Origin of the sequence: Winogradskyella sp. J14-2 (genome assembly GCF_001971725.1) — a bacterium.
Classification (GTDB): domain Bacteria; phylum Bacteroidota; class Bacteroidia; order Flavobacteriales; family Flavobacteriaceae; genus Winogradskyella.
Window position 1 is genome coordinate 2,167,257 of sequence record NZ_CP019388.1, and the last position, 24,474, is coordinate 2,191,730.

The following is a 24,474-nucleotide window of genomic DNA, read 5'->3' on the forward strand; positions in this document are numbered from 1 at the left end:
GGCAGCATTTTTAGTTTTATGGTCTTGGTACGTTTAATTCTTTTTATTTGTAGCAGCAGCCTGTTGCGCTTTTTGGTTTTCTAAACCTTGTCTGCTAACTTTTGCTAGATTAAAATTTGGATCTATAGCCAAGGCGTCGTTCATAAGTTTAATTGCCGCGTCAATGTTTGCTGTTCTGTTTTCGGTAAATGTGAGTAAACCTTTAAGACACAAAAGAGCAGCTTTCATAGATGTTTCGTAAGGTTGTTGTGTTTCGTAAAAGGCACGTTTCATATCGTCTTTTACATTTGCTAAACCATATTCAATATTAGTCTTAGCACCTGCTAAATCATTCACTTGAATTTTCATATCAGCCATTTCATAGGCTAAATATACGTTGGGCTCTCTTTTAAATAGAATTTCATAGTGCTCTAAAGCTAGTTTTGGCTGATTAAGATTTTTCAGTGCTAGAGCTTTTACTTCAACATTCATATCTGAGTCTGAGGCATTCTTTTCAACACCAATAGTGTTAAGGGCTTGCATGTACTTACCTTCAGAAAGATATAAATACGCTAAAGTGTCTTTTCTTGCTACTGAAGGCTCTAATACATTAAGGTGCGTTAAGGCACTAATAATACCTTGTACATCACCTTGCTTTTTCATCTCCTTGTAATAAGCCTCGTAGTGTGCTTTTAAATCTGCATTAGTCTGGGCAAAAACACTTACCGAGAAAAGCATAACAACTGCAATTGTAATCTGTTTCATTTTATAAAAAATTTTAGGGGCTAAAACTATAAAATTTTGAGAATATAGCTCTTAATAAACTATTAATTTCTATAGTGCCTGTTTAAAGCTGTAGTTCAAAAGTTGTTCCATTTTGGTGCTATCAATAATTTTTCCTTTACTTTTTTTTGAAGTATTGAATTGCGGCAGGTCTAATTGATGGTGTTTACAAAAAGACGAGTAGTATTCTTTTTTGGAAGGATGCTTTGGAAATGCCGCATTAAATACGTGATTCCAAATATTAGCTTTTAAGATTAAAGATATAATGTTAATACAATCTTCTTTGTGAATAAGATTAACGGGAGCATTTGGGTTTGAAAGGTCTGTTCTACCAGCTAAGTACTTGGCAGGATGTCTATGCGTATCAAACAAACCACCAAAACGAACGACTGTAGTATTGAAGTTTGTGTTTTCCTTAAGCATGTTTTCAATAGTAATGAGTTGTTTACTACTGTTGGATATTGCATTTGGCGCAGAATCGGTATTGTAGATTGGAAAATTGAGATCGTCCTTAAAAACAGAAGTTGAGCTTATGTAAAGCGTGTTTTTAATATCTTGAGACACAACGGCATTAACTAAATGTTGTATCTCGGCCACATGATTTTTATTGGGATGTTTTCTTAAACCTGGTGGAATATTAATGATGATCGACTCGCTTCCCTTTAAAAAATCAATATAATTTCCTGTAATATTATCTTCATTTAAAGCAACGAGATAAGCATCAATGCCAGCATTATGGAGTGTTTTTAGTTTGTCAGTTGATGTTGTAGATCCCTTTACGGTATAACCATTTTTAATAAGCGTTTTAGCAAGCGGAAAACCAAGCCAACCACAACCAATAATGCTAATCTGTTTTTTCAAGAGGTCTTAATAATTTTAGACATAAAAATACATAAGAATTACTTAGCAATTTTTCATTTTGCTAACTAATTAATTTTCAGTAACTTTAAAATAAACACTAAAATTAAATGTTATGGGAATAAAAAGTTTTCAGGGTGCGCGTAAGCAACAACAGAATTTAGCACCAGCAACAGCGCTTAAAGTAAGAGATTACATGACCACCAATCTTATAACGTTTAAACCAGACCAAACGGTACAAGAAGTAGTAGAATCTTTAATAAAGTACAAAATTTCTGGTGGACCAGTAGTTAACGACAGACAAGAATTGGTTGGAATTATCTCAGAGGGAGACTGCCTTAAACAGTTGAGCGAAAGCCGTTATTACAACATGCCCTTAGAGCATGATAATGTAGAAAAGCGCATGGCAAAAGATGTTGAAACTATTGATGGCAATATGGATGTTTTTGATGCTGCCAATAAATTTTTAAACTCTAAACGTAGACGTTTTCCTATTGTAGAAAATGGCAAGTTGATTGGCCAGATTAGCCAGAAAGATATTCTTAAAGCAGCGCTACAACTTAAAGGAGAAAACTGGAATAGATCTAATAAAGGTTAATCATCTCGTTTTACTAACGCATAGTAATCGCTTTCTAAAGGCAGGTAGCCTTGGTCGTACACAAAATAGTATATTGTGCCTGCTTTTGTGGTGTATGTACTTGTAAAATAGTTAAAGTCAAATCCTTTTTCTATAAGTTTTGCTCTAGAGCATTTAGTCTTTTTATTTGGATTTAATGTCTCTAAGATTCTATAATTTTTTCTGAGGCGATTATTGGTGTTTCGTATTAAGTTTTTAGAATCTTTATTGATGCGATTATTATGCGCATTTCTACAACTATCACTGCAAAACTTCTTGTCAATTCTGCCAATAATTCTATCACCGCACTCAGGACATTTTTTATGCATGGGCTGATTTTTTATGAGTTTAATTTACAAAATATTCGCTTACAAACGTTTACATAAAAACTAAAAGATTTATTATACAAATATTTTATGTAGTTGTACAAATAATTATTTATTTTTGAATTGTTAGGATTTAAAAGGGAAATCTTAATGTAATCCACTGAATTTTTAAAATTAATAGCTCACCCAAAGCACCTCCTTTTTGGAGGTGCTTTTTTATTTTCTAATACTTGGATAAGATCATCGACTACTTCTAAGCAGTGCTGCCCTTTTTTAGCGATTTTAATACATGTAAATAAATCATTAAAATTTTTAGTTAAGCCATTACAAGTTTTAGAGCAGAGACAGAAAACCTAAATATTAAGCTAACCTATTTTGGGCGTAGAGCGCCTTACGGCGAATTTATTGGCGACCCAAGTTATTCTTTTAATCGTTGTGGCTTTTTTTTGTTATAGACATAATGGGTGAGTAAACAATAATTAATACCATCCGTTGAAGCTAGGTCTTTATCGTTTTTTGAATGGAAATAACATTTAGTCACAGCAGCAATTTTTATCACTTTTTGCTTTTTCGAAACATTCGTACCCCTCTTTAAATGCAAAATAAGACAACCCAAGTGTTCCGATACTGTCGATATAAGAAATTCCGAATAACTCGTATATTCCACTACTTATTAGTAAAATAATAGACATGTAGACACAGACCATTGTACAGTTTGCATCTGCTAAAATTGGCGTTGAATTTAATTGGTTTCCGACTCTCCTTTTCCAAAGAACTAAAAACCACATAATTAGAATTGAGGTTATAGAAATTACAACTCCCCAAAACGTGGTTAAAGGTTTATGGCCAGTCCAAATATTATAGATACTCGTGATTACAAGTCCAAAAACTAAAATATAGAACGCAGCTCCAGTAATTCTTAATGCCGTTCGTTCAAAATCATCACGTTGGCTATTCGGATTATTTTTAATTCTCAAAACCATATGTGCTATTCCAAATCCAGAGATGACTTCTATAAAACTGTCGGATCCAAAACCAAAAAGCGCCAGACTTTCATCTTCAAATCCGAGGTAAGTAGAAATTAGACCCTCAACAATATTATAGACTATTGTAAAAACGGCAAGACCGAATGCAGTTTTGTACAATGCTTTTATATCTTTTGTGATATCATTTTTCATTACATTTTTAAGTTTTGCTACCGTTTTGTTACCGTTTTGGTAATGGGTTGTTAGGTACAATAGCACCTCATCTTGTAAGGCTAGAGGTAGGTATATGTTAAACCAAAATGTGCCACAATTTTTTAAATTTACAGAAGTAAAATACCCAATCACGTCTACGTTTTTTATGTTTTTGTTTTTGGCTTGTAACTATTGTTTAAATGACTTGCAGCCATTTTTTCCCTGTATTGTTGTACTATAATCTTTGTAAATTCTGCTTTATTACTTCTTAATAATTCTATACCACCTTCATTCACGATAGTTGGATTAAAATCCCTTAAATGATTGTCGCTCCAAATTCCCAATTCTACAATTATGGGTGTCATTGCCAAGCCTTTCTCGGTTAAAAGGTAGATGTTAGATTTCTTATTGTTTGGAAGTTTTGTTTTAGTAATAATTCCAAATGCTTCAAGCTGTTTCAATTTTGTGGTCAGTATGTTGGTCGCAATGCCTTCATCACTTTCTGTAAAGTCCTTAAAGGTCTGCTTATTTTCCATAAGCATTTGTTTTACAATTACCAACATCCATTTATCACCCAAAATATCAAGTGCTGTTGTAAATGGACAATTACATCTAAATTTTGTTTCCATTTTTTCTATTCTCATCAATTGCAAAGGTATTAAAAAAAATATCACTTGCATTTTGCAATTTATTTACATTATTACTTGCAAAATAAAAGTATTATTGTAATTTTGATTGCATAATACAAGTAATAAAAACTCATAACATGAAAAACGTATTCATAGTATTAGTGATCGCTAGTGCATTTGCAAGTTGTAATTCAACTAAAACAAATTCAAATAGCGACAAATCAACACAAACTTCTAATTCAAAAACATTAAAAATGAACAAAAAAGAAACCGCTGTGGCTTTTGTACAAGCCGTAACCTCGCAAGATGTGGATAAAGTAAGAGCACTAGGCAATCCAGATTACATTCAACACAATCCATTTCTTCCCACAGGATTAGAACCTTTTATTCAACTGTTTCCTATGCTAAAAGAAAATGGAACCAAAGCCGAAGCAGTTCGTGTTATTGAAGATGGAAATTTTGTAGTACTACATCAATTATGGACAGGTGCCAAGCCTTTTGGTGCAGATAAAATGGTGTCTTTCGATATTTTACGATTTGATGAAAATGGCAAAATAGCCGAACATTGGGATGCTCTGCAACCTTTTGTAGAACAAACAGCAAGCGGAAGAACTCAAGTAGATGGTGCAACTGATATTGTAGATTTAGACAAAACCGAAGCGAACAAATCCTTGGCAAAATCTATGGTAGAAGATATTTTGATGGGCAAAAATCCGAATAAAATTTCCGATTACATCAGTACCGAGCAATACGACCAACACAATCCTAACATCAAAGATGGACTAAATGGAATAGTGGAAGCTGTCCAGTACCTCACTTCGCAAAACAATATGTTTCAGTACACTAAAATCCATAAAGTATTAGGTGAAGGTAATTTTGTACTCACCGTGAGTGAAGGTAAATGGAATGGAACAACAAATGTTTTCTACGATTTACTACGTTTTGAAAATGGAAAAGCCGTAGAGCATTGGGACGTTATACAAGAGATTCCTACCGAAAATTTAGCGAATGATAATGGAATGTTTGGATTTTAAAAACGAAAATAATTATGAAAAAAGCACTGATTATAAACGCGCATCAAGAATATCCTTTTGCCAAAGGGGAATTGAATAAAGAAATCGCCAAGCGTATTGGAAACTATCTAAAAAGTATTGGCTACGAAATTAAAACTACTACAATGAAAGACGAATGGAATACAGATGAAGAAGTGGATAAACATACTTGGGCAGATGTCGTTGTTTTACAATCACCTACCAATTGGATGGGTTTTCCTTGGATTTTTAAGAAATATATGGATGAAGTTTACACCGCTGGTATGTTTGGTAAAATGAGCCAGAATGATGGAAGAACAGCAGAAAACCCAAAGAAAAATTATGGGGCTGGTGGATTAATGCAAGACACCAAATATATGTTATCCTTAACGTTTAATGCTCCAGAAGAGTCTTTTAACGACCCAGATGAATTTCTATTTGCAGGTAAATCGGTGGATGATTTATACTTTGCACAGCATATGAATTTCAAGTTTTTTGGTATGCAACCATTGCCAACCTTCGCTTGCTTTGATGTAATGAAAAACCCAAATATTGAGAATGATTTTAAAAGGCTAGAATCGCATCTTGAGACTAATTTTAAAGGGTAGTTAAGATTTCATTTGATTAAAATACAAAATCACAAGGGTCTAGGTTCTTGTGATTTTTTTGTTCGAAATTTTTGTTCAAATGTCACGTATAACCGTCAGTTACGGGTTAAAGTACGCAAATTTTTCGGTTAAGAACTGGTGTTAGCAATTCTGAGTGGATTTGGGCATAGTCGAATGCGCCGTAATTACGGTTATACATTGTTGTGTAACGTCTTTATTTCTTTTTCAATTCGGTTTGTTTCCGCTTCGACCAATGGTTTTAATTTAAGTTGCCTTACTTTTTTAATATATTAATCGCTTTATTATAATCTTTTCGCAATAGTTCGACATTAGCTAAATTCAATAAAACGATTGATTTATCATTTTTAGTTCTTAAACCCATATGCAATGCTTGAGTCAAATCAGAATGGCTTTTTTCAAAGTCCTTTTTCTCTAAAGCAATAATTCCAGTTGTAAAGTAGTAATAACTCTTATGTCCTTTAGTCAGTTTATCTGGATTTTTGATTTTAGAAATCAATTCTTCTGCTTTTTTTATGTTGGCTTTTTTTATTTGTTGAAAAGCAGCATAAACAGTACCGTATTTGAAATATCCATAAATAATTAGTCCACCTGCTATTAGCATCATTGACATATTTGCAAAATCCTCTTTTGAGTAAAAATATGCAGCCGTAATTAAGCTAAATATAACAAGTACAATTCTTATAATTGGTGTAAACATATTTTTCAGAAGTAAGCGAGAACAAGCAATTACTTATAGCCATTGTTGTAGCACGTTATTTTATTCTTTAATATATCTTATACTAAATCCATTTCTTATATCTATTTCTTCAAAGGATATCTCACCATTATTAAAAAACGTTGCTACGGTTCGCTGGTTTAAAGTTGTGTTTGTATTTGACGTGCAAAGACGAGCTAACAATTCTGAAAAATCTGGTGTTCCGTTATTAATTGTGTTTCCAGCTGGTTTAACTGTAAAATCGTAGAGGTCTGTTCCATTTTCAATAGCCCAACCTGTTTGGGTCTTTAAAACTGTTGCTTCATTTCCAATATGTCCTTCACTAACCAAAAAACTAATGAGTTCTTCAAAATCTTGTATGGTAGGTAACCTCCAACCATCAATATCTAGTTTTCCCGATTGTATAGCTTCATTGTTGTAGTGAGCACCATAAAAATCTATCGGTAAGTCCTCCGGATAAATATCATTTAGGTCTTCGGTAAAAGCCCATTGAAAAAGTTCTCGTGGATTGCTTGTTTCAAACCAGTCAAATGGTGACTGATTAGGCATAAAGTGTCTGTATTCAGTAATCGAACTACCGTCATTAAATGTTGTTGTTTTCAAATTTTCAGCCATCCAGACTTGATTTCCCAAAGTAATCGTTTCATAGACATTTCCGTCTGCATCCATTAAGGTGATATCTGGATTCTGATTATCAGTATTGTCTTCATCTTTATTGCAAGAGATTAGTCCTAATCCAAAAAAGATTAGAAATAAAAGATTAAATAGTTTGTGCATATTTCATTTTGTTTTAATGTGCTACGGTAAAGTGTATGATTTCATTGTGTGATTAAGCAACTAATTTAGCAAATACAGACTGAATAGAAAATCCGCGAGGATTTTCGTAAGTAAGCCTTTAATAGCAATGAATTATACACATTGTTGCCGGCTGGTTTTTTTACTTTTTTCTATATAAAAACCTTTCTCCAGAATCTGGGTCTCCGATAAAATCCCAGATTATAATTCCGTCATCTTGTAAATATAAATCATAATATGTTGACATTCCTTTTTCATACAAGTTGCTTTTGTCAAATCGAATATTTAGAACCCATTTTTCTCCTTTAAAGTCCTTTCCAATTTTCCAAGTTCCGCTTGTATTCACATATTTATCTTCGGTTTTGTCAAATACGTTTACATAATTCGGCAAGTTCGAGATTGAGAAAGTTCCATCTTTCTTGAGATTCAGTTCAATTTTTTTCTTTTCGTAACCTTTGTGCTCGTTCAGTTCATAACTGAATTTATCAACTTCCCAAGTTCCAACCATTTCTGCTCGAGTCGGCTTTTTAGTCAGATTTTTTGTTGTAATCCCATTTACTGGGCTAACATTGAAATATCTGCAACCTATGAAAGTCGTTAAAATTAGCAGGCATATAATTCTTTTCATTTCAGATTTTCAATTCGTGCGTGGTTTTGTTTAACCTGCTGCCAACGGTCTAGTGTATGATTTCGTTGCGTGTTTCAGCACTAAAGTTAGTAAATAAATCACGGATAGAAAGTCCGCGAGGACTTTCGTAAGTAGGCTATTACCAGCAATGAATTATACACGTTGTTGTACGCTGGCTTTTATCTTAAAAATTTAAATTTGGGATTGTAAATTATATCATTTCCATTACTAATTCTTAATGTATTTAGTAATATGAAAATTAAATTGATAAAGTACATAACTCCAATAATAATGAAAATCCTACTTAGAGTAAAACTTTCTAATATTCCAATTTTTGAAAAGAGAAACCATAAAAAAGGAATAAAAAACAGAAGTAATGTCCAAGTTATCTCAAAATTGATTAGATCTTTTCCTAATTTATTGATGTTTTTGATTTTTCCTTTTCGTGATGTCCATAATATGAATGGTATTAAAATTCCAAGTAGAGGAAAGAATAGAAAAGTTAGGGCTGAGAGATTTAGAAACGTCAAATATCTTTTGTCTTCTTTTATAGACCAATCAATTAATTCATCTGGATTTACATTCAATGCATTTGATAATCGTTTGAGTGATTCACCAGTTGGATTTGTCTCTCCATTTTCAATTCGTTGAATAGTTCTCAAACTCAGTCCTGATTCTTCGGATAGAAACTCTTGAGACATCCCTTTTTGTTTTCTTAATTCTTTTATTCTTAGTCCTAAGAGATTCTTATTCATCTTCTAAAGTATTAGTTTTTTGTATCTCATTTTTTCTATTGCTCATAAATGCAATTGTTATTGAGCCTAATATAAATCCAGGTATGATTTGTACCAGAGATCCATAACCTATATGATTTAATAGAGCTTGTCCAAAATTATTAAAATATAATCCATAATGTGTGCCTATTTCATAGTTAGTGTCAATCCACCAAAACAACGCAACAGGAAACCTTGAAATTGGTGAATAAATTAGCAAACTCAACAATAGTAAAAGATAGGCATGTTTTGTTTTATATAACTTTGTTCCCCAATAAATTGCAAATGCTAATGTTAGCCAAAGCAATCCAACAATAAAAATAGCACTATCAGGTAATCCAATAAGTTCAAGTGAGAATCGAATTGGTGTTAAAATTAATGCAATTATTATTGGAATTTTGGCGAGATGAAAAGCTCGATAAACTGTTGATTTTTGATTGATGTCTAATTCTGTTTCCATTAATATAACTATGATTAAATGTTTGAAACAAAAGTAAAACAGTAGTGCGGACATTGATGTCGTCATGTTTATGACATTATTACGTCATCTATGTTCAATATGAGAAGGATTAAAAAACCAGAACTTATTTTTCAGCTTGCGTACAACTACCGTATAAATGCATGTTTTTCTATCAAAATTAAATCTACGATAAATGCCTATAAAAACAAAGCTTAATCATTTACAAACGGTTACAAGCGTTTACAAACGAAATTAAGCATGTAACTACCGACTAAAATTTGATGGCCATCTCATCTTTGCAGTGTTGAATCATTTAGGGTTCAATTGTATTAACTGTTTAACATATTAAATTTAAAACACATGAACACACTAAAAAACAAAGTACAGTTGATTGGTAACTTAGGAAAAGACCCAGAAATAATTAACCTTGAGTCTGGTAAAATGCTTGCAAAATTTTCTGTAGCCACAAACGAAAGCTATAAAAATGCTAATGGCGAAAAAGTAACAGATACGCAATGGCATAATATTATTGCTTGGGGGAAAACAGCTCAGATTGTTGAAAAGTTTGTAACCAAAGGTAAAGAAGTAGCCATAGAAGGTAAGTTAACAACACGCTCTTGGGAAGACAAAGACGGTATAAAACGTTACACTACCGAAGTGGTTTGTAGCGAGCTTTTAATGCTTGGAAAATAATAACTAAATAGATTATAAATACTAACTAGCCTTAAAAAAATTTGTTTTTTAAGGCTAGTTTTATTTTTGAACTTTGCTAAACGTGTTTACTCAACAATGAGTGTATATTGTGGAGTTGGGTTCATAGGGCAGAAATAAATATATTCTCCTTTTTTCAATGTGGTTATATTAGTTTTTTCTTTACTATTGTTATCTACCGCTTTTGTAACATAAGCGGTTTTAATATGCGCATTTGGGTTTGATTTGGGAGCCAAAACAAATCCTACCTGGTGGCCTACATCATTATTTTTTATTTCAAAAATATAGTTGCCTTCTTCTAAGGTGATTGCTTTTTGCGTAAATGCACCTTTAGTTTGTTCTAAAGACACAACCGTTGCTTTTTCAGCTGCCATTTGGGTGTCTTTTTTAATGTTGTCTTGTGCATAGCTTGTTAAGGATAAGCTTAATGCTATAACTAATGTTGAAATGATTTTTTTCATAATTCTAAAATTTAAACGTTATTTATTTAGGTTTTATACTGTGGCTGCTGCTAAAGGTTGCGCCACAGGAAAATCTACAGGAACCTGCGTTGTACTGTGGATATAATTAGAGATGGTTTTGTCTCCAACCAAAGCAATGGTATCTATTAGATTTCCTTTAGTATAACCAGCATTAAAGAAATTCTCTAGAACATCTGCATCTGTACGACCTCTATTTTCCGTAATGTTCTTAGCCAATTTGGCTAAAGCATTAAGTTTGTTGTTTACGGTAGAGTAACCAGCTCTTAGTTCTAAAATTTGTTCTTCAGTAAAACCATTCATTTTACCAATTGCAGTGTGTGCAGATAGGCAATAGATACAATTGTTAACTTGACTAACCGCTAAGTTTACAACTTCTTTTTCTTTGGCAGAAAGTGAGGTTTTTGCATTAGCAAAATTTAGGTAGTTTTCTAAAGCAGTATCGCTATGTGCATATGTTGCGTATAAGTTTGGTACAAATCCCAAAGCTTTTTTTAGATTGTCAAAAATTGCTTTGTTGTTTTCACTAACGTTTTCTCTTGTTGGTACATTAAATGTGTTCATAATTTTAGTTTTTTATGCTGAATATATCAGCGATTGTTATTTAATTTTTGATGGTACAAAGTTGCCATAGTAAAGGAGGTCATAGAATAGAAATACTTCCCTTATACGTGTCAATATGTCCTTAATGATTAATGTGTGGTTTTTCAGCGTCACAATAATAATCGTGTAATTGTTCATGCTCGCAATGCGTATGAGATAATGTGTTGGTTGCAATACGTCTAGGACTGTTTGCAAATATTTCAATAAGATTGAATATTGATTTAATGGAATGTTTCATCTGTTATAGTTTTAAAAATTATACTACAAAGATGAGGTAGTAGATAAGCAAATGGAATGTAGAATTTACCCTTAAGCTTGTCAATTTTTCCTAATCTATAGGTTTAAGCGACTTTTTAAACTCAGAGGGAGATTTTGATGTGTATTTTTTAAATAAACGGCTAAGGTGAGAGGCATCTTCAAAACCAATATCGTGAGCAATTTCTTTTGCAGATTTATCTGTGTAGGTTAATAATCGTTTTGCTTCTAATATAATACGCTCGTGGATAATTTGTAGTGGGCTTCGGTTTAGCTTGGCAAAATTATTAGAAAGTGTTTTAGGAGATTTAAAAAGTTGTTGGGCATAAAACGAAACACTATGTTCTGTTTTAAAATGTTGTTCTACTAAAAAATTAAAAGATCTAAGCAGATCTATCTTTGTGTTTTTGGGCGTTTCAATAATGCCTTCTTTTGCTTTTAGAAGTCGCGTACTTTTTATGATAAACCTAGCCATAAGCATTCTCAGCATTTCGGCCTGTATATTGTCTTTTGTTTCGAGCTCATCAATAAATACTTCGTGTAATATTTTAAATTTGTGCTGCTCTATTGTATTGAGTTTTATTATAGGAATATTTATGTTACCAAAAAACAATATACCAACACAGCTCACTTGCTTATCATGATCTTTAATGCAGTAAAACTCACGGTTAAACTGATAGATTAGTGCATCGGCACCAGTTCTATATTGCAGATATTGTATGGGTGTGAGGGCTAAGATATGATTTGGTGGAAGTGTTACCGGAACGCTATCTATAACAAGTTCTATAGCGTGTTGGTTTGCCCAAATAAAGGTATAGAAATCGACCTGCTTTGGTGTTACAAATGCTTGTAGATCTTTTGTGTTACCGATATTGAAGACTGCACCAGTAGAAAATTCTTTAAAAAAATACATCATGTGTATGTATGTCTACAAACCAAACTAAACATTACAAAAAAGAACTAAGCCACTTTCTTAAGCAAATCAAAACAAGGGCATTTTTTACACCGTTTGTGCTCTGCTTTTTTGTATTTCTTACAGCATTTGGATTTTACTTTACCCAAGCCCTCCATTCCATAAGATTCAAGAACTTTAATGCGTTCTCTTTTTAGTTTTTTATCTTTTTTCTTTTTTGCCATATTGATGCCTAAATCAATATGGCAAAAGTAATTATTTTAATTTATTCTAAATAAATTTTAACATTAAATACCAGGTCCAGGAGTCTGAGCTGCAGAGCTTACGGTTAACTGTTGTATGTCTCTGTCAAATAAATAAAGCCCTCCTTTATCATCTCCAATCATGTTAATTTTATCAAGAATAGTTCTTGCCACTGCTTCTTCTTCAATTTGTTCAGCAACATACCACTGAAGGAAATTGTGTGTTGCGTAATCTTTTTCTTGTAAAGAAATATGAACTAATTCGTTAATACTTTCTGAGACAAATACCTCATGCTTTAGAAGTTTTTGGAACATTTCCTGAAACGAATTAAAGGTAACGTTTGGTGCGTTTAATTCTGAGATATGTGCATGTCCTCCGCGTTCATTGACAAATTTTACAAGCTTTAACATATGCTCTCGTTCTTCATCTGACTGGTCGTACATAAAATTAGATATACCTTCTAGCCCTTTTACTTCGGCCCAAACAGCCATGGCTAGGTAAACTTGAGATGACTCAGCTTCAATTCTTATTTGTTTATTTAATGCAGCTTCAATTGATTTTGATAACATAATTTTAAGTATTTCTTATAAAAATAGGAACTTTTAAATCAATTAAAAGTTAATGAGGTGTTATAATGATAATTCATATTTAATCTAATTTGAAAGATGGTATATATAGCTCTTTTTAGAAGAAAATGTCTTGTGCTAACCGAAATGTGTTGGCATGCGCATTTACTATAATTTTAATATCTGCAGAATACCCTCCACCCATACTACACATAACTGGAATGTTGAGGTCTTTGCAGGTTTGTAGGACAAAACGGTCACGTTCTTTGCAGCCTTTAACCGTCATGCCTAGTTTTCCTAATTTGTCAGAAGCTACTACATCTACGCCACAGAGGTAGTAAATAAAATCGGGTTGTTGTTTGTCAATGAGTTTGGTTAAGGTATTTTTTAATAAGTTAAGGTAGGTATTGTCATCTGTGCCATTATTAAGCGCAATATCTAAATCGCTTTGTTCTTTTCTAAAAGGATAGTTGCTTTTGCCATGCATAGAAAAGGTAAAAACAGAATCGTCGTATTTAAAAATTTCTGCAGTTCCATTGCCTTGATGCACGTCTAAATCCACAATAAGAACTTTGTTTACTAATCCTTTGTTTTGAAGATATCGAGCTCCAATTGCTTGGTCATTTAGTAAGCAAAACGCTTCACCACGATTGGTATAGGCGTGGTGTGTGCCGCCAGCTATATTCATAGCAATACCATGTTTTAGGGCATGTTCACTTGCTTTTATGGTGCCATCTGCAATGATGACCTCGCGCTCAACTAAAACCTCACTAAGCGGAAACCCTATTTTTCGTGCAGCACGTTGGTCTAAAGTAATATTTACCAAATCGTAATAATATTCTGGTGTGTGCACTGCCAAAATATATTTATCGTTTGGTTTTTCTGGTTCAAAAAAATTGTTGTCCTCACAGGTGCCTTCATGCAACAATTGCTGAGGTAACAATTCGTATTTCTCCATAGGGAAACGATGCCCTACAGGCAAAGGATGCTTGTAGATAGGGTGGTATGCTATTTTGAGCATATACTAGACAATTTTTTGTCTAATTTAATGATATCGATTTTTCCTCAAAAATAAATGTACCATCATTTGTAATGCCTTCAATAAAAAGTGTAACTGGTACTTGTGGCTGTGCTATTTTAAATACAAGTTGTCCATTGTTATTTAACGTTAGATTAGGTTTCCAATCAATAACTCCATACTCTTTAAAGAAATCATCTTCATAGTATTTGTACTTAGGTGTATAGAACTTTTTCCTTTTGTTAAAAGTTAGAGGAAACTCATAAGTTCTGGTAATATTTTTAGGGGCTTTGGCTCTTGCTGGGTCTTTGGTGTAAATCTTAATAGCGCCTCGAGGGCTTCGCATACCTTCTCCCAAACCAAATCGGTTAATCTCTATAAAATCTACATCTTCAATTAGTATTGGGTCTAAAATAGAAAGGTCTACTAGTAATACATCGTTTAAGAAAAAATTAACGGAACCAGGACTTTGCATACCCATGCTATCTATTACACCTAAATTATTTCTGGGACCATTAGGGCCATATACATCTGGATCTAACAGAAGCCATGCTTTAAAAGACAAATAATTCCAAAGAGAGAAAAATTGCTTTTCATCCTCTTCGCTAACCACACTGATTTTTCCATATCTTCCTCTGCTCAATTCAGCTCTTCGCTTTAGTTGCTCTTGCCATGGACTAGATTTTACGACAACCTCATCGAGCTTTTCAACTTTTTCTGAATTATCGAAAATAACGTTACTTGAGTAAGCAGAATCGCGCTCTATTTTAAAAGTAGGTTTAATTTCTTCAATGAAGTTTGTTTTGAAGTTTGGAATTTTTTGAGGAAAAAACTGCGTGTAAAGATTTGCAGGTTTTAGACCTTTTGAATTGGTAACTTCAGTGAGTTTTATGGTTTGGTCTTCTTCGGGATATAGATTTTTTATTATATAACTCTTGCTTTTAGTATTCCCTTCTGCAATGAGGAATCCCTTATCGTCAAAATAGTACATTAAGTCATTAGGCTGGCCACTCTCATTGATATTACTGGAGACGTAGTTTGCTTTTAGAATAATACCTTGTTCAAAATCGAAATTTATATCGGGCGGATTATGAAAAATAATATTCCAGTCGTAACTGCTCCATCCTTGTGTGAGCAATAAATTATCGAGTTCAAACTTTTTCTTTTCCGTGATGTCGGTAAAATAATATTTTGCATTTTCTACAGGACCATTGAGGTAGGGTTGTAAATAATTATAACTGATGATGTTATGGGATCTGTTGTATGATTGTGTTTCTTGAGGTAGTACGGATATGCTAATATTATGGGTGCTTAAAGTATCTGGTGCTTTAAAGTTTAGCGTAACGTTTACCGAATCTAATTCTTTGGTTACTGTTGGTGAGTTTTTGGAAGAAATGATGTTAATTCCGTTGTAATTAAAAGTTAAACGTTCGGCTATAGGTGTGTTGTTTTCGTCAAAAAGTGTAAGAATATTTATGCCAGGATTATTATCTAGCTCTAAAACTTTTGTAATAACAGGTTGGTCTGTAAAATAAATGTCCATTAGGTCATAATTATCACCATTATGCAAGAATAGCGAATAGCGTTTGTGCTTAATAGTATCGAGAGTTTCTTCATTAGTTATAACACTGATTAAGAACCTATTTTTAAAACGCTTTAACGAAAGGATAACACCTTGTTTTTTAATAGTTTGATTGAGCTGCAACTTATAGACGTTATCTTTATGGCTAATATTTATGGAATATGTAGTACCATATTGAGGGATTAATGGAAATCTACCTATACCAAACTGATTGGTTTTAAATGTAGTGATAACTGTACCGTTATTATCTACAACTTCTCCAAGTGCCAAATCTAAACCATAGCCATTACGGCCTTTTATAACCACACCTATGGTATTTTCTACACCGTGGAGCAAATGCCCACTTTCGGGCAGAAACTGAGCGTCGATATCAATAGTAGTTGCCACGTTGTCTTTAGGTTGGTAGGTTTCAATACTTTCAACTTTAAAACTTTCGACGAAGAAATTATTTTCGTTGAAGTTTCTCATCCAGTTGGTGTAGGCCTTTATGGTGTAAGTGTTGTTAGAAAAAAGGGAGTCTATTTCAAAAATATTAGATGCTACACCGTTATCTACCATCAACATTTTTTGTTTTATTATTTTTTCATTCTTGTCTTCAATAGTTACATATAAGTTTTTGGTGGTTGTTGACAGTTTTTTATCATTTTTATTTAAGACATAAGCTGTAAAGCCCAAGGTCTCACCGACAAACAAGGTAGACTTATTAAGGTGCAGGTATACAACCTCTCGAGGAAGATGTGTATAGTCCTCGTAAGCATCTGAGATAATATCGATTTCGTTCTGAGAGGCAACGGATTTTGTTGCAAGTAGTAATATAGTAACGCAAACACTTATTTGAACAAGAGCTATCTTCATAATGAATTAGGTATAGAATAGTGAATACTAAAAATCCTTCTTAATTTAACAATAAATAGTATAATTATGAAACAACTTTAACTTCAATTTAGACTTGTCGATCTTCCAGCGCACCCATGCAGTGATTGGAGGTTTTATAGTCCAATCTAAAAAAAGGATTTTTAAATTAAGATTAAAAGGTATTTAAAACCTAATTAAACTAAATTGTTTTTCTTTTAGGTTAAAGTATGCGTAGTAAGGTGTATTGTTATGAAAAAAAATATCTTCACCTGTGATGCCTTTGTAATCTACCATATATGAATCGATCATGTTACTCAATCCAGGCTCGAATTCTTTTTTAATATGCTCGAAATTTTCCGAAAGCACGGTATCAAAAAAAGTTGCTTTTGTAGTACTGTAAGAGTAGAAGTTACTAAAAGTAGGGTTAAAAGCAGGGACAAAAGTGTTTGTGTTCGAGTCAAAAGTGGTAGTGGGTGTCATTCCAAAGCCAGTATTACTTGTTGGTACCAACTTATATCCTCCGATTGTGATTTCATATAAATCATCAACTTTTATTACGGAAACACCAATTTTACCAGAACTAACTTTTCTCAAAAATTTAGATGTCGCCTCTAGTTGCCGAGTGGTTTTAAATGGTATTGCTGTTTGCCCTTCTTGAATTATTGGGCCATTTTTAAATGTAATAGGTTTATCTTTGTGCAAATAAAATTCCTTTAAAACGGTATTGTTTAAATCTTTGATGTTAAAGCTCATTTCTTTGCGCGAACTGGCAATTTGGAAAACCTTATCATCGCAGATAAAAGAATTAAACTTTTCAAAATCATCTATTTTTCCTTTAGGATAGGCGTAGGCATGTTGTTCAACCTCAAAGGTGTTTAAATCTACACTATAGGTTATTGTGCCTTTTTTCTCAATGTCTATTGATACAATAAGCTGGTTGTAAAACTTAAAAATCTTATTAGGAGAAGATGCTTGTTCAATAGATGTGGGTATTCTATGATCAATTTTTACAAAATTAGATGCTTCGATTTGATTTCTAAAAAGAGAAAACGTATTTGTTGCTTTAAGGACAAACCCTTTTTTTTCTTGTTGCTTAATAGAAATCGTTTTTATGACTTTTAAACTTTTGTCTTTTTGTAACTTTCTAATTATTAAATCATTATCCTTAATGGTTATAAATAATAATTCATTGTTATAGATTAGAGTATCAATATAAAGTTCATCATCATCTAACTTAAACTCTAGATCGTGGGTTGTTGATACTGTATTATCAAAGTCTACAGAAACCAAGGCTATTTGAGAAATATAGTCATTGGCGTACAATAAATGATAAGTGTTACGGTCTATAGCATAACCTATTGGGTCGCTGAATTTCTTCTTCGGAGCTTTAAAAGTAAAAGAGGATATTGCATTAAAGTTTTCATCAAACAGATTGGCATGAATCTCTTTTCGGTCTAATATTAGAAAAGCGAAATTATTATTGTCTGAATTAACAAGGGAATAGGTTGTTTTTTTAGTGCGTGAATTTTTAGTATTTATGGTATAGTTTAGTACATTGATTTGGCCAAAACTAAACTGTATGATTAAAGAAATTATAAATACAAAACTTAATTTCATTTAACTTATTTTCAAGCCGTTAGCAACCCCTTCGGTATTAGGATTTACAAACACTAAATTACCACGCTTATCTTCGGTCATTAAAATCATACCTTGACTTTCTACACCTCGCAGTTTTCTTGGTGCTAAGTTGACTAAAACTGTTACACGTTTGCCAATGACGTCTTCTGGCGAAAAGCTTTCCGCAATACCAGAAACAATAGTACGTGTGTCTATACCAGTATCAACTTTAAGCACTAATAATTTTTTAGTTTTTGGCATTTTTTCAGCCTCTAAAATGGTACCAACGCGAAGGTCTAATTTTGTAAAATCATCAAAAGTTATTTCCTCCTTTTGAGGTTCTACTTTTTTATTAGCTGCTTCGTTAGCTTTTTTACTAGCCTCAAGCTTATCTAATTGTTTTTGAATAGTCTCATCTTCAATCTTAGAAAATAATAATTCTGGTTTTCCGGATTGAATGCTGTGACCAGAAGGAAGTAAAACGTCTTTGATTGAAATGTCTTCCCAATTAGATTCTGAAACAAGTTCAGAATGACAAAGAATAGATTTCAATTTATCAGACGTAAACGGTAAAAACGGTTCGCTTAATACTGCTAATGCCGAAGCAATTTGTAAAGCCACAAACATTACGGTTTTTGTACGTTCTTCGTCTGTTTTTATAGTTTTCCAAGGCTCTTCGTCCGCTAAATACTTGTTGCCGAGACGTGCCAAATTCATAAGTTCTTGGCTGCCTTCTCTAAAACGGTAACGCTCAATGGAACTTGCAATTACCGCAGGATATGCTTTTACAGCTGCCAAGGTTGCCTCGTCTATAGGTTTAAATGCTGATGGTTGCGGAATTTCGCCATTGTAATATTTGTTGGTGAGTACAGCAACACGATTAATGAAATTACCAAAAATAGCCACTAGTTCATTGTTGTTTCTGGCTTGGAAATCTTTCCAAGTAAAATCATTGTCTTTAGTTTCTGGTGCATTAGCTGTTAAGGCATAACGCAACACATCTTGCTGATTTGGAAAGTCTTCTAAATACTCTGGTAACCAAACTGCCCAGTTTTTTGATGTTGAAAGTTTGTTGCCTTCCAAATTTAAAAACTCGTTGGCTGGTACATTTTCTGGTAAAATGTAAGAGCCTTCAGCCTTTAACATCGATGGAAAAATGATACAGTGAAATACAATATTGTCCTTACCAATAAAGTGCACAAGTTTAGTGTCTTCATCTTTCCAGTAATCTTCCCAGTTTTTGCTTGCACGTGCTGCCCATTCTTTGGTAGCAGAGATGTAGCCAATTGGTGCATCGAACCAAACATAAAGCACTTTGCCTTCTCCACCTTCTACAGGTACAGGAATTCCCCAATCTAAATCTCTGGTTACGGCCCTTGGGCGTAATCCGTCGTCTATCCAAGATTTTACCTGGCCGTAAACATTAGGTTTCCAGTCTTTTTTATGACCTTTTAGGATCCATTCACGTAAAAATTCTTCGTGTTTATTTAAAGGTAAAAACCAGTGTTTGGTTTCTTTTAACGTTGGTGTGTTGCCTGTAATTGCAGACTTAGGATTAATTAAATCCGTTGCGTTATGGCTGGTTCCACAGTTTTCGCATTGGTCGCCATAGGCTTCTTCATAACCACATTTTGGGCAAGTGCCAATCACAAAACGATCTGCCAAAAACTGATTCGCTTCAGCATCGTATAATTGTTCAGACACTTCTTCAACAAATTCGTTTTTATTGTAAAGCGTTTTAAAGAATTCTGAAGCTGTATCGTGGTGAATCTTAGCTGATGTGCGTGAATAATTATCAAAAGAAATACCAAAATCTTCAAATGAAGTTTTGATGATAGCATGATACTTATCTACAATATCTTGTGGTGTTACACCTTCTTTTTTTGCTTTGATGGTAATCGGCACACCATGCTCATCACTACCGCAAATAAAAGCAACGTCATTACCTGTTAATCTTAAATATCTCGAATAAATATCTGCGGGTACATAAACACCAGCTAAATGACCAATATGAATTGGACCATTAGTATATGGTAAAGCAGCCGTAATGGTATATCTTTTTGGCATAAGATTAATTTTGTGAAGCCACAAAAGTACGTAATATATAAACAGTTCTAAAAAAAATGTACATTTACCAAAAGCAGTTTTTATGGATTTAAAAAACGCAATGTTACGTCTTTATTTTTTGCTGGGTTTTGGTTTAGTTCAATATGCCTTTGCTCAGAATCACATAGATAATTCATTCAAAATGAACAGTAAACTCATAACGCCAAAATATCTAAAAATGGGTGATACCGTCGCTATTGTAGCACCATCAGGTATATTAAATAACAGAGAGCGAGAAGTGCAACAAGCCATAGACTTGCTAAACGATTGGGGATTAAATACCATTTTAGGTGAGCATGTATTTAGTAAGGCTGACCATTTTGCAGGTACGGATGCAGAACGTTGTGAAGATCTGCAAAAGGCTATGGATGATCCAACAGTTAGTGCTATCTGGTGTGCAAGAGGTGGTTACGGTACAGTGAGAATCTTGGATAAGTTGGATTATACAAAGTTTAAAGAAAAGCCCAAATGGGTTATAGGCTATAGTGATATTACAGCATTACATAATCAGTTGCATAATGAAGGTTTTGAATCTTTACATGCGTTAATGTGTGTGAGTCTAACTCAAGATATTGCTGAAGTACAAGCATCTGTAGATACCTTTAAAGCTGCTCTGTTCGGTAATCCTGAAAATTATGTTTTAGAAGGTTCTGAATATAACCGAGTAGGTGAAGCAACAGGTCAATTAATTGGTGGAAATTTAACCATGTTACATACTATGCTGGGCTCTGATACAAGTTTAGATACCTCTGGAAAAATCTTGTTTATTGAAGAAATAGGTGAATACAAATATCATATAGATCGTATGCTACAAAGTATGAAGCGTGCAGGCTATTTTGAAAAACTTAAAGGATTAGTTATAGGAGATATGTCTAAATTGAGAAAAAACACAACACTTTGGGGCACATCGATAGAGCAACTTATACTAGATGCCTTGTCGGATTATGATTTCCCCATAGCTTTTAATATGCCAGCCGGCCATGAAAAAGATAATAGAGCATTGGTGTTGGGACGGACAGTTGAGTTAAAAGTCGGGATGGAAAAGTCTAGTCTTAAATTTATAAACAACTAAAAACTAATTACTAACTATCATATTCTATTTTGGCACAGCACAACGAACTAGGTAAAAAAGGCGAACAACTTGCTGTAGCCTTTCTAATTGAGAATAGCTACGATATTGTTGAGCGCAATTACCGTTTTGATAAAGCCGAAGTAGATATTATTGCACAAAAAGATAATGTTTTGGCGATTGTTGAAGTAAAAACCAGAAGTTCTTTAGACTTTGGTAATCCTCAAGATTTTGTAAAACCAAAACAAATAAAAAACCTCGTAAAAGCGGTTGACGAATATGTAACCGAAAACGACTTAGATGTTGAAGTTAGATTCGATATTATTGCAATTGTAAAAACTAAAAAGCATTTTGAAATTGAGCATTTAGAAAATGCGTTTTATCATTTTTAAAGATAGATATTAGTTACAACTACAATAAGACTGTAAAAAAGAATATTAATAATCTTCTCTTTAGTTTTTAGAGACAAAAACCGTTTAAACTCCCGTTTAATAACACTAAAGGAAAGCACTAAGCATGTAAAAAGAATACCAATACCTATAAACCAATATAGAGACTCAGGGTAGGGTAAGGTAGAGCTTGTAACCAAGAAGAGGATAAGTAGAAAACTACCGATTAGCAATCGTTTTTCTCTTTTTGGATTTAAGTTGTTTCTTAAAATAATATCTCTAGTTTTTGATACTATGAGAGCTATAATTGTAGTTAAAAACACTGTAGTGAATGTCATTCTTTTTCTTTGCTTTTTTCAATAATAAAAATAAATAAACTTTTAAAAAAGTTAAAGTTTCAAGTAGTTAAGATTCTAAAAATGTTTATAAAAATTCATTTCGTCTATGTATTGCCACACTTTATCGGGTAACATTGGGCGTACGTTCCTTTCTGCTTTAATTTCTTTTCTTATAAACGTAGAAGATAGCTCCATTATTGGCGCAGAAATGTTAAAAATTTTTGGATGATTTTTAAATTGTAGATCTACCTCACCTTTAGACATCCGAGGGTATACATAAATCCTATAATTTTCTAAGATTAACTCGTGGTTTTTCCACTTATGAAAGCTCTTTAAGTTGTCTTCTCCCATAATTAGGGCAAATTCATAATCAGGGAATTTTTCTTCGAGATAGGTAAGTGTGTCTATGGTATAGTTAGGCTGTTTTAATCCAAATTCTATATCGCTAGGTTTTAATTTTAAATAGCTTTCAGTTGCTCGATAAACCATTTCATAGCGCTGCCTGTTATCTAGCAGGCTACTCTTTTTCTTAAATGGACTTTGAGGTGTTACTACAAACCAAATTTGGTCGAGATCGCTATGCTCTGCTAGATGATTAGCTATGGTTAAATGACCAATGTGTATTGGATTAAATGTGCCAAAGTAAAGACCTATTTTCATAATATTTTGTCATACTGAGCTGGTTACAGCATCTGTTTTTCAATACATTTAGATCCTGAAACAACACTTCTACTGTGCTCAGTGTAGCTGTTCAGGATGGCCAGATGGCTATTTATTTTTTAATAAACTCTGATACTAATTTATAAGCATTTTCTAGAGCTTCGTCTAAATTAGAGTTCACAACAATCTCATCAAAAAGTGGAGCTGTTGCTAACTCTGCAGGTGCTTTTGCAACACGCATACTTATTTTCTCAGGGCTTTCTTCTCCACGATCTTTTAAACGTCTTACCAATTCATTTAAATCTGGTGGCTTTACAAAAATGGCTAAAGTTTGTTCTGGGAATTTACGCTTTATACGTAAACCACCTGAGACATCAATATCAAAAATAACATGCTTTCCTTTTGCCCAAATACGCTCAACTTCAGCTTTTAATGTACCATAAAAATTATCTCTGTAAACTTCTTCCCATTCTAAAAACTCATCGTTTTTAATCTTGTTTTTAAACTCTGATAATGATAGATAATAATAGTCCTTACCATGCGTTTCATTGCCACGAGCCTCACGTGATGTAGCAGAAATTGAAAACTCTAAATTTAAATCTGGTTGTTTTAAAAGGTGACGTACAATTGTGGTTTTACCAGAACCTGAAGGTGCTGAAAATACAATAAGCTTGCCTTGTTTTTTTAATTCTTCTTTAGACACGTAATTTGTTTTAGTTAAAGCACATTCAATAATTGTTCCTTTATTTTTTCAAGCTCATCTTTCATTTGCACCACGAGCTTTTGCATAGGTGCATAATTAGATTTTGAACCAATAGTATTGATTTCTCTACCAATTTCTTGAGAGATAAAACCAAGTTTTTTTCCGTTAGAATCGTCAGAATTCAAAGCTTTAATGAAATAATCTAAATGGTTGTCTAACCTTACTTTTTCTTCTGTGATGTCAAACTTTTCTATATAGTAAACAAGCTCTTGTTCAAAACGATTTTCATCGACTTTTTCCTTAATATCTGCAATGCCTTTTTCTAGTCGCGTTCTTACGCCTTCTATACGTTCTGGATCCATTGCAATGACTTGCTCTAGCAATTCTCTAAGCGTAGCAATTCTATCGGTAAAATCTTGTTTTAAAATAGCACCTTCGTCTTCTCTGTAGTTTACAATTTTAGAGATGGCTTCATTAATACTATCTGCTATTTTTAACCATTCGTCTTCGTCAATATCGTCGCGCTCTGTCGTCACTGCATCTGGTAAACGAACAGCCATTTTTAATAGTTCTGTATCATCACCATCAACCACATCCTTAAGTTGTTTAATATATTCTTTTACAACAGTTTTATTGATTTTAGAGCTGGTGTCTTCACCAGTAATTTCAACATAAAGCGAAAAATCTACTTTTCCTCTAACTAAATGTTTGGCCAGAAGTTTTCTTATGTCTAATTCTTTAGCACGATACATGGATGGCATGCGTGCATTAACATCTAAATTCTTACTGTTTAGTGATTTTAGTTCTATAGATATTTTTTTGGTAGGGAGCTGTAACACTGATTTCCCATAACCCGTCATGGATTGTATCATTAAAAGATATGATTAAAGTTGGGCAAAGGTACAAAAATCAACCGTTTTGAAGTTATTTTAAATTTTTTAGAAACCCTTATGCGTGCATAATAAGG

The 24,474-nt window shown here is 33.2% G+C and carries 29 protein-coding genes; 6 read left to right on the forward strand and 23 right to left on the reverse strand.

What is annotated here, in order from left to right; all coding sequences use genetic code 11:
* Positions 1-33: 33 nt before the first annotated feature.
* Both BWZ20_RS09860 and BWZ20_RS09865 read right to left on the reverse strand, forming a co-directional pair.
* A complete protein-coding gene (locus BWZ20_RS09860; RefSeq protein WP_076619534.1) occupies positions 34-744 on the reverse strand; it encodes a hypothetical protein in 711 nt (236 codons plus the stop codon).
* A gap of 69 nt (positions 745-813) precedes the next feature.
* Positions 814-1,623, reverse strand: a complete 810-nt coding sequence (locus BWZ20_RS09865) for an NAD(P)-binding domain-containing protein (protein ID WP_076619537.1) — start codon at positions 1,621-1,623, stop codon at positions 814-816.
* A gap of 112 nt (positions 1,624-1,735) precedes the next feature.
* Here BWZ20_RS09865 and BWZ20_RS09870 point away from each other — a divergent pair, with 112 nt between their 5' ends.
* Positions 1,736-2,218, forward strand: a complete 483-nt coding sequence (locus tag BWZ20_RS09870; protein ID WP_076619539.1) for a CBS domain-containing protein — start codon at positions 1,736-1,738, stop codon at positions 2,216-2,218.
* On the opposite strand, the gene BWZ20_RS09875 is transcribed toward BWZ20_RS09870, so the two are convergent.
* From BWZ20_RS09875 to BWZ20_RS09885, 3 genes are all read right to left on the reverse strand, one after another.
* Positions 2,215-2,565: a hypothetical protein gene (locus tag BWZ20_RS09875; protein WP_076619541.1), complete on the reverse strand. Its 351-nt coding sequence runs from the start codon at positions 2,563-2,565 to the stop codon at positions 2,215-2,217. The two genes, BWZ20_RS09870 and BWZ20_RS09875, sit on opposite strands and share 4 nt — an antisense overlap.
* Before the next feature lie 530 nt (positions 2,566-3,095).
* On the reverse strand, positions 3,096-3,893 hold the full coding sequence (locus tag BWZ20_RS09880) for a cation transporter (protein ID WP_232217096.1): 798 nt from the start codon (positions 3,891-3,893) through the stop codon (positions 3,096-3,098).
* Between the two features lie 11 nt (positions 3,894-3,904).
* Positions 3,905-4,369 (reverse strand): winged helix-turn-helix transcriptional regulator, encoded by a 465-nt coding sequence (locus tag BWZ20_RS09885; RefSeq protein WP_076621324.1) that lies wholly within the window; start codon positions 4,367-4,369, stop codon positions 3,905-3,907.
* Positions 4,370-4,506: 137 nt separating this feature from the next.
* Between BWZ20_RS09885 and BWZ20_RS09890 the strand changes: the two genes are divergently transcribed.
* Together BWZ20_RS09890 and BWZ20_RS09895 are read left to right on the forward strand one after the other, a co-directional pair.
* The gene (locus BWZ20_RS09890) at positions 4,507-5,403 is read left to right on the forward strand and encodes a nuclear transport factor 2 family protein (RefSeq protein WP_076619545.1); all 897 of its coding nucleotides are present in this window, start codon (positions 4,507-4,509) and stop codon (positions 5,401-5,403) included.
* 14 nt (positions 5,404-5,417) lie between these two features.
* The gene (locus BWZ20_RS09895) at positions 5,418-6,008 is read left to right on the forward strand and encodes an NAD(P)H-dependent oxidoreductase (protein ID WP_076619547.1); all 591 of its coding nucleotides are present in this window, start codon (positions 5,418-5,420) and stop codon (positions 6,006-6,008) included.
* A gap of 274 nt (positions 6,009-6,282) precedes the next feature.
* Here the strand turns inward: BWZ20_RS09895 and BWZ20_RS09900 are convergent, their stop codons facing one another.
* From BWZ20_RS09900 to BWZ20_RS09920, 5 genes are all read right to left on the reverse strand, one after another.
* Positions 6,283-6,726, reverse strand: a complete 444-nt coding sequence (locus BWZ20_RS09900; RefSeq protein WP_076619549.1) for a hypothetical protein — start codon at positions 6,724-6,726, stop codon at positions 6,283-6,285.
* Between the two features lie 60 nt (positions 6,727-6,786).
* Positions 6,787-7,521, reverse strand: coding sequence for an FISUMP domain-containing protein (locus BWZ20_RS09905; protein WP_076619551.1), 735 nt, complete (start codon positions 7,519-7,521; stop codon positions 6,787-6,789).
* Between the two features lie 160 nt (positions 7,522-7,681).
* On the reverse strand, positions 7,682-8,167 hold the full coding sequence (locus tag BWZ20_RS09910; protein WP_076619553.1) for a hypothetical protein: 486 nt from the start codon (positions 8,165-8,167) through the stop codon (positions 7,682-7,684).
* A 179-nt stretch (positions 8,168-8,346) separates the two neighbouring features.
* The gene (locus BWZ20_RS09915; RefSeq protein ID WP_076619555.1) at positions 8,347-8,922 is read right to left on the reverse strand and encodes a helix-turn-helix domain-containing protein; all 576 of its coding nucleotides are present in this window, start codon (positions 8,920-8,922) and stop codon (positions 8,347-8,349) included.
* Positions 8,915-9,400 (reverse strand): hypothetical protein, encoded by a 486-nt coding sequence (locus BWZ20_RS09920; protein ID WP_076619558.1) that lies wholly within the window; start codon positions 9,398-9,400, stop codon positions 8,915-8,917. The genes BWZ20_RS09915 and BWZ20_RS09920 overlap by 8 nt, the downstream gene beginning before the upstream one ends.
* A 360-nt stretch (positions 9,401-9,760) precedes the next feature.
* Between BWZ20_RS09920 and BWZ20_RS09925 the strand changes: the two genes are divergently transcribed.
* Positions 9,761-10,093 carry a single-stranded DNA-binding protein gene (locus tag BWZ20_RS09925; protein WP_076619560.1) on the forward strand — a complete coding sequence of 111 codons (333 nt, stop codon included), beginning with the start codon at positions 9,761-9,763 and terminating at the stop codon, positions 10,091-10,093.
* A gap of 86 nt (positions 10,094-10,179) precedes the next feature.
* On the opposite strand, the gene BWZ20_RS09930 is transcribed toward BWZ20_RS09925, so the two are convergent.
* From BWZ20_RS09930 to metG, 10 genes are all read right to left on the reverse strand, one after another.
* On the reverse strand, positions 10,180-10,572 hold the full coding sequence (locus BWZ20_RS09930; RefSeq protein ID WP_076619562.1) for a cupredoxin domain-containing protein: 393 nt from the start codon (positions 10,570-10,572) through the stop codon (positions 10,180-10,182).
* 33 nt (positions 10,573-10,605) lie between these two features.
* Entirely contained in the window at positions 10,606-11,154 is a 549-nt protein-coding gene (locus tag BWZ20_RS09935; RefSeq protein ID WP_076619564.1) for a carboxymuconolactone decarboxylase family protein, read from the reverse strand.
* Between the two features lie 121 nt (positions 11,155-11,275).
* Positions 11,276-11,431, reverse strand: a complete 156-nt coding sequence (locus tag BWZ20_RS15295) for a hypothetical protein (protein ID WP_157358380.1) — start codon at positions 11,429-11,431, stop codon at positions 11,276-11,278.
* Positions 11,432-11,521: 90 nt separating this feature from the next.
* Positions 11,522-12,364: a helix-turn-helix domain-containing protein gene (locus tag BWZ20_RS09940; protein ID WP_076619566.1), complete on the reverse strand. Its 843-nt coding sequence runs from the start codon at positions 12,362-12,364 to the stop codon at positions 11,522-11,524.
* A 44-nt stretch (positions 12,365-12,408) separates the two neighbouring features.
* Positions 12,409-12,585, reverse strand: a complete 177-nt coding sequence (locus BWZ20_RS15405; protein WP_198034949.1) for a hypothetical protein — start codon at positions 12,583-12,585, stop codon at positions 12,409-12,411.
* Positions 12,586-12,648: 63 nt separating this feature from the next.
* On the reverse strand, positions 12,649-13,173 hold the full coding sequence (locus BWZ20_RS09945; RefSeq protein ID WP_076619569.1) for a ferritin: 525 nt from the start codon (positions 13,171-13,173) through the stop codon (positions 12,649-12,651).
* 115 nt (positions 13,174-13,288) lie between these two features.
* Positions 13,289-14,191, reverse strand: a complete 903-nt coding sequence (locus BWZ20_RS09950; protein ID WP_076619571.1) for a histone deacetylase — start codon at positions 14,189-14,191, stop codon at positions 13,289-13,291.
* A gap of 19 nt (positions 14,192-14,210) precedes the next feature.
* Positions 14,211-16,625 (reverse strand): hypothetical protein, encoded by a 2,415-nt coding sequence (locus BWZ20_RS09955; RefSeq protein ID WP_076619573.1) that lies wholly within the window; start codon positions 16,623-16,625, stop codon positions 14,211-14,213.
* A gap of 183 nt (positions 16,626-16,808) precedes the next feature.
* On the reverse strand, positions 16,809-18,242 hold the full coding sequence (locus tag BWZ20_RS09960) for a hypothetical protein (RefSeq protein WP_076619575.1): 1,434 nt from the start codon (positions 18,240-18,242) through the stop codon (positions 16,809-16,811).
* On the reverse strand, positions 18,243-20,309 hold the full coding sequence (metG, locus tag BWZ20_RS09965; protein ID WP_076619577.1) for a methionine--tRNA ligase: 2,067 nt from the start codon (positions 20,307-20,309) through the stop codon (positions 18,243-18,245).
* Positions 20,310-20,490: 181 nt separating this feature from the next.
* On the opposite strand from metG, the gene BWZ20_RS09970 reads away from it, so the two are divergent.
* Together BWZ20_RS09970 and BWZ20_RS09975 are read left to right on the forward strand one after the other, a co-directional pair.
* Positions 20,491-21,420 (forward strand): LD-carboxypeptidase, encoded by a 930-nt coding sequence (locus BWZ20_RS09970; RefSeq protein ID WP_076621325.1) that lies wholly within the window; start codon positions 20,491-20,493, stop codon positions 21,418-21,420.
* Between the two features lie 29 nt (positions 21,421-21,449).
* Positions 21,450-21,809: a YraN family protein gene (locus tag BWZ20_RS09975; RefSeq protein ID WP_076619579.1), complete on the forward strand. Its 360-nt coding sequence runs from the start codon at positions 21,450-21,452 to the stop codon at positions 21,807-21,809.
* Positions 21,810-22,219: 410 nt separating this feature from the next.
* Here BWZ20_RS09975 and nadD read toward each other — a convergent pair whose 3' ends face one another.
* From nadD to BWZ20_RS09995, 3 genes are all read right to left on the reverse strand, one after another.
* Entirely contained in the window at positions 22,220-22,804 is a 585-nt protein-coding gene (nadD, locus tag BWZ20_RS09985) for a nicotinate (nicotinamide) nucleotide adenylyltransferase (RefSeq protein WP_076619583.1), read from the reverse strand.
* A 112-nt stretch (positions 22,805-22,916) separates the two neighbouring features.
* A complete protein-coding gene (gene gmk / locus BWZ20_RS09990; RefSeq protein ID WP_076619584.1) occupies positions 22,917-23,507 on the reverse strand; it encodes a guanylate kinase in 591 nt (196 codons plus the stop codon).
* Between the two features lie 14 nt (positions 23,508-23,521).
* On the reverse strand, positions 23,522-24,379 hold the full coding sequence (locus BWZ20_RS09995) for a YicC/YloC family endoribonuclease (RefSeq protein WP_076619586.1): 858 nt from the start codon (positions 24,377-24,379) through the stop codon (positions 23,522-23,524).
* Between the last annotated feature and the right edge of the window lie 95 nt (positions 24,380-24,474).

What these genes read in the sequence shown, in the direction of transcription:
- BWZ20_RS09860 (WP_076619534.1), bottom strand. Translation starts at nt 744, where the DNA reads ATGAAACAGATTACAATTGCAGTTGTTATGCTTTTCTCGGTAAGTGTT.
- BWZ20_RS09870 (WP_076619539.1), top strand. Translation starts at nt 1,736, where the DNA reads ATGGGAATAAAAAGTTTTCAGGGTGCGCGTAAGCAACAACAGAATTTA.
- BWZ20_RS09875 (WP_076619541.1), bottom strand. Translation starts at nt 2,565, where the DNA reads ATGCATAAAAAATGTCCTGAGTGCGGTGATAGAATTATTGGCAGAATT.
- BWZ20_RS09885 (WP_076621324.1), bottom strand. Translation starts at nt 4,369, where the DNA reads ATGGAAACAAAATTTAGATGTAATTGTCCATTTACAACAGCACTTGAT.
- BWZ20_RS09890 (WP_076619545.1), top strand. Translation starts at nt 4,507, where the DNA reads ATGAAAAACGTATTCATAGTATTAGTGATCGCTAGTGCATTTGCAAGT.
- BWZ20_RS09895 (WP_076619547.1), top strand. Translation starts at nt 5,418, where the DNA reads ATGAAAAAAGCACTGATTATAAACGCGCATCAAGAATATCCTTTTGCC.
- BWZ20_RS09900 (WP_076619549.1), bottom strand. Translation starts at nt 6,726, where the DNA reads ATGTTTACACCAATTATAAGAATTGTACTTGTTATATTTAGCTTAATT.
- BWZ20_RS09905 (WP_076619551.1), bottom strand. Translation starts at nt 7,521, where the DNA reads ATGCACAAACTATTTAATCTTTTATTTCTAATCTTTTTTGGATTAGGA.
- BWZ20_RS09910 (WP_076619553.1), bottom strand. Translation starts at nt 8,167, where the DNA reads ATGAAAAGAATTATATGCCTGCTAATTTTAACGACTTTCATAGGTTGC.
- BWZ20_RS09915 (WP_076619555.1), bottom strand. Translation starts at nt 8,922, where the DNA reads ATGAATAAGAATCTCTTAGGACTAAGAATAAAAGAATTAAGAAAACAA.
- BWZ20_RS09920 (WP_076619558.1), bottom strand. Translation starts at nt 9,400, where the DNA reads ATGGAAACAGAATTAGACATCAATCAAAAATCAACAGTTTATCGAGCT.
- BWZ20_RS09925 (WP_076619560.1), top strand. Translation starts at nt 9,761, where the DNA reads ATGAACACACTAAAAAACAAAGTACAGTTGATTGGTAACTTAGGAAAA.
- BWZ20_RS09930 (WP_076619562.1), bottom strand. Translation starts at nt 10,572, where the DNA reads ATGAAAAAAATCATTTCAACATTAGTTATAGCATTAAGCTTATCCTTA.
- BWZ20_RS09935 (WP_076619564.1), bottom strand. Translation starts at nt 11,154, where the DNA reads ATGAACACATTTAATGTACCAACAAGAGAAAACGTTAGTGAAAACAAC.
- BWZ20_RS15295 (WP_157358380.1), bottom strand. Translation starts at nt 11,431, where the DNA reads ATGAAACATTCCATTAAATCAATATTCAATCTTATTGAAATATTTGCA.
- BWZ20_RS09940 (WP_076619566.1), bottom strand. Translation starts at nt 12,364, where the DNA reads ATGATGTATTTTTTTAAAGAATTTTCTACTGGTGCAGTCTTCAATATC.
- BWZ20_RS15405 (WP_198034949.1), bottom strand. Translation starts at nt 12,585, where the DNA reads ATGGCAAAAAAGAAAAAAGATAAAAAACTAAAAAGAGAACGCATTAAA.
- BWZ20_RS09945 (WP_076619569.1), bottom strand. Translation starts at nt 13,173, where the DNA reads ATGTTATCAAAATCAATTGAAGCTGCATTAAATAAACAAATAAGAATT.
- BWZ20_RS09950 (WP_076619571.1), bottom strand. Translation starts at nt 14,191, where the DNA reads ATGCTCAAAATAGCATACCACCCTATCTACAAGCATCCTTTGCCTGTA.
- BWZ20_RS09955 (WP_076619573.1), bottom strand. Translation starts at nt 16,625, where the DNA reads ATGAAGATAGCTCTTGTTCAAATAAGTGTTTGCGTTACTATATTACTA.
- BWZ20_RS09960 (WP_076619575.1), bottom strand. Translation starts at nt 18,242, where the DNA reads ATGAAATTAAGTTTTGTATTTATAATTTCTTTAATCATACAGTTTAGT.
- metG (WP_076619577.1), bottom strand. Translation starts at nt 20,309, where the DNA reads ATGCCAAAAAGATATACCATTACGGCTGCTTTACCATATACTAATGGT.
- BWZ20_RS09970 (WP_076621325.1), top strand. Translation starts at nt 20,491, where the DNA reads ATGAACAGTAAACTCATAACGCCAAAATATCTAAAAATGGGTGATACC.
- nadD (WP_076619583.1), bottom strand. Translation starts at nt 22,804, where the DNA reads ATGAAAATAGGTCTTTACTTTGGCACATTTAATCCAATACACATTGGT.
- BWZ20_RS09995 (WP_076619586.1), bottom strand. Translation starts at nt 24,379, where the DNA reads ATGATACAATCCATGACGGGTTATGGGAAATCAGTGTTACAGCTCCCT.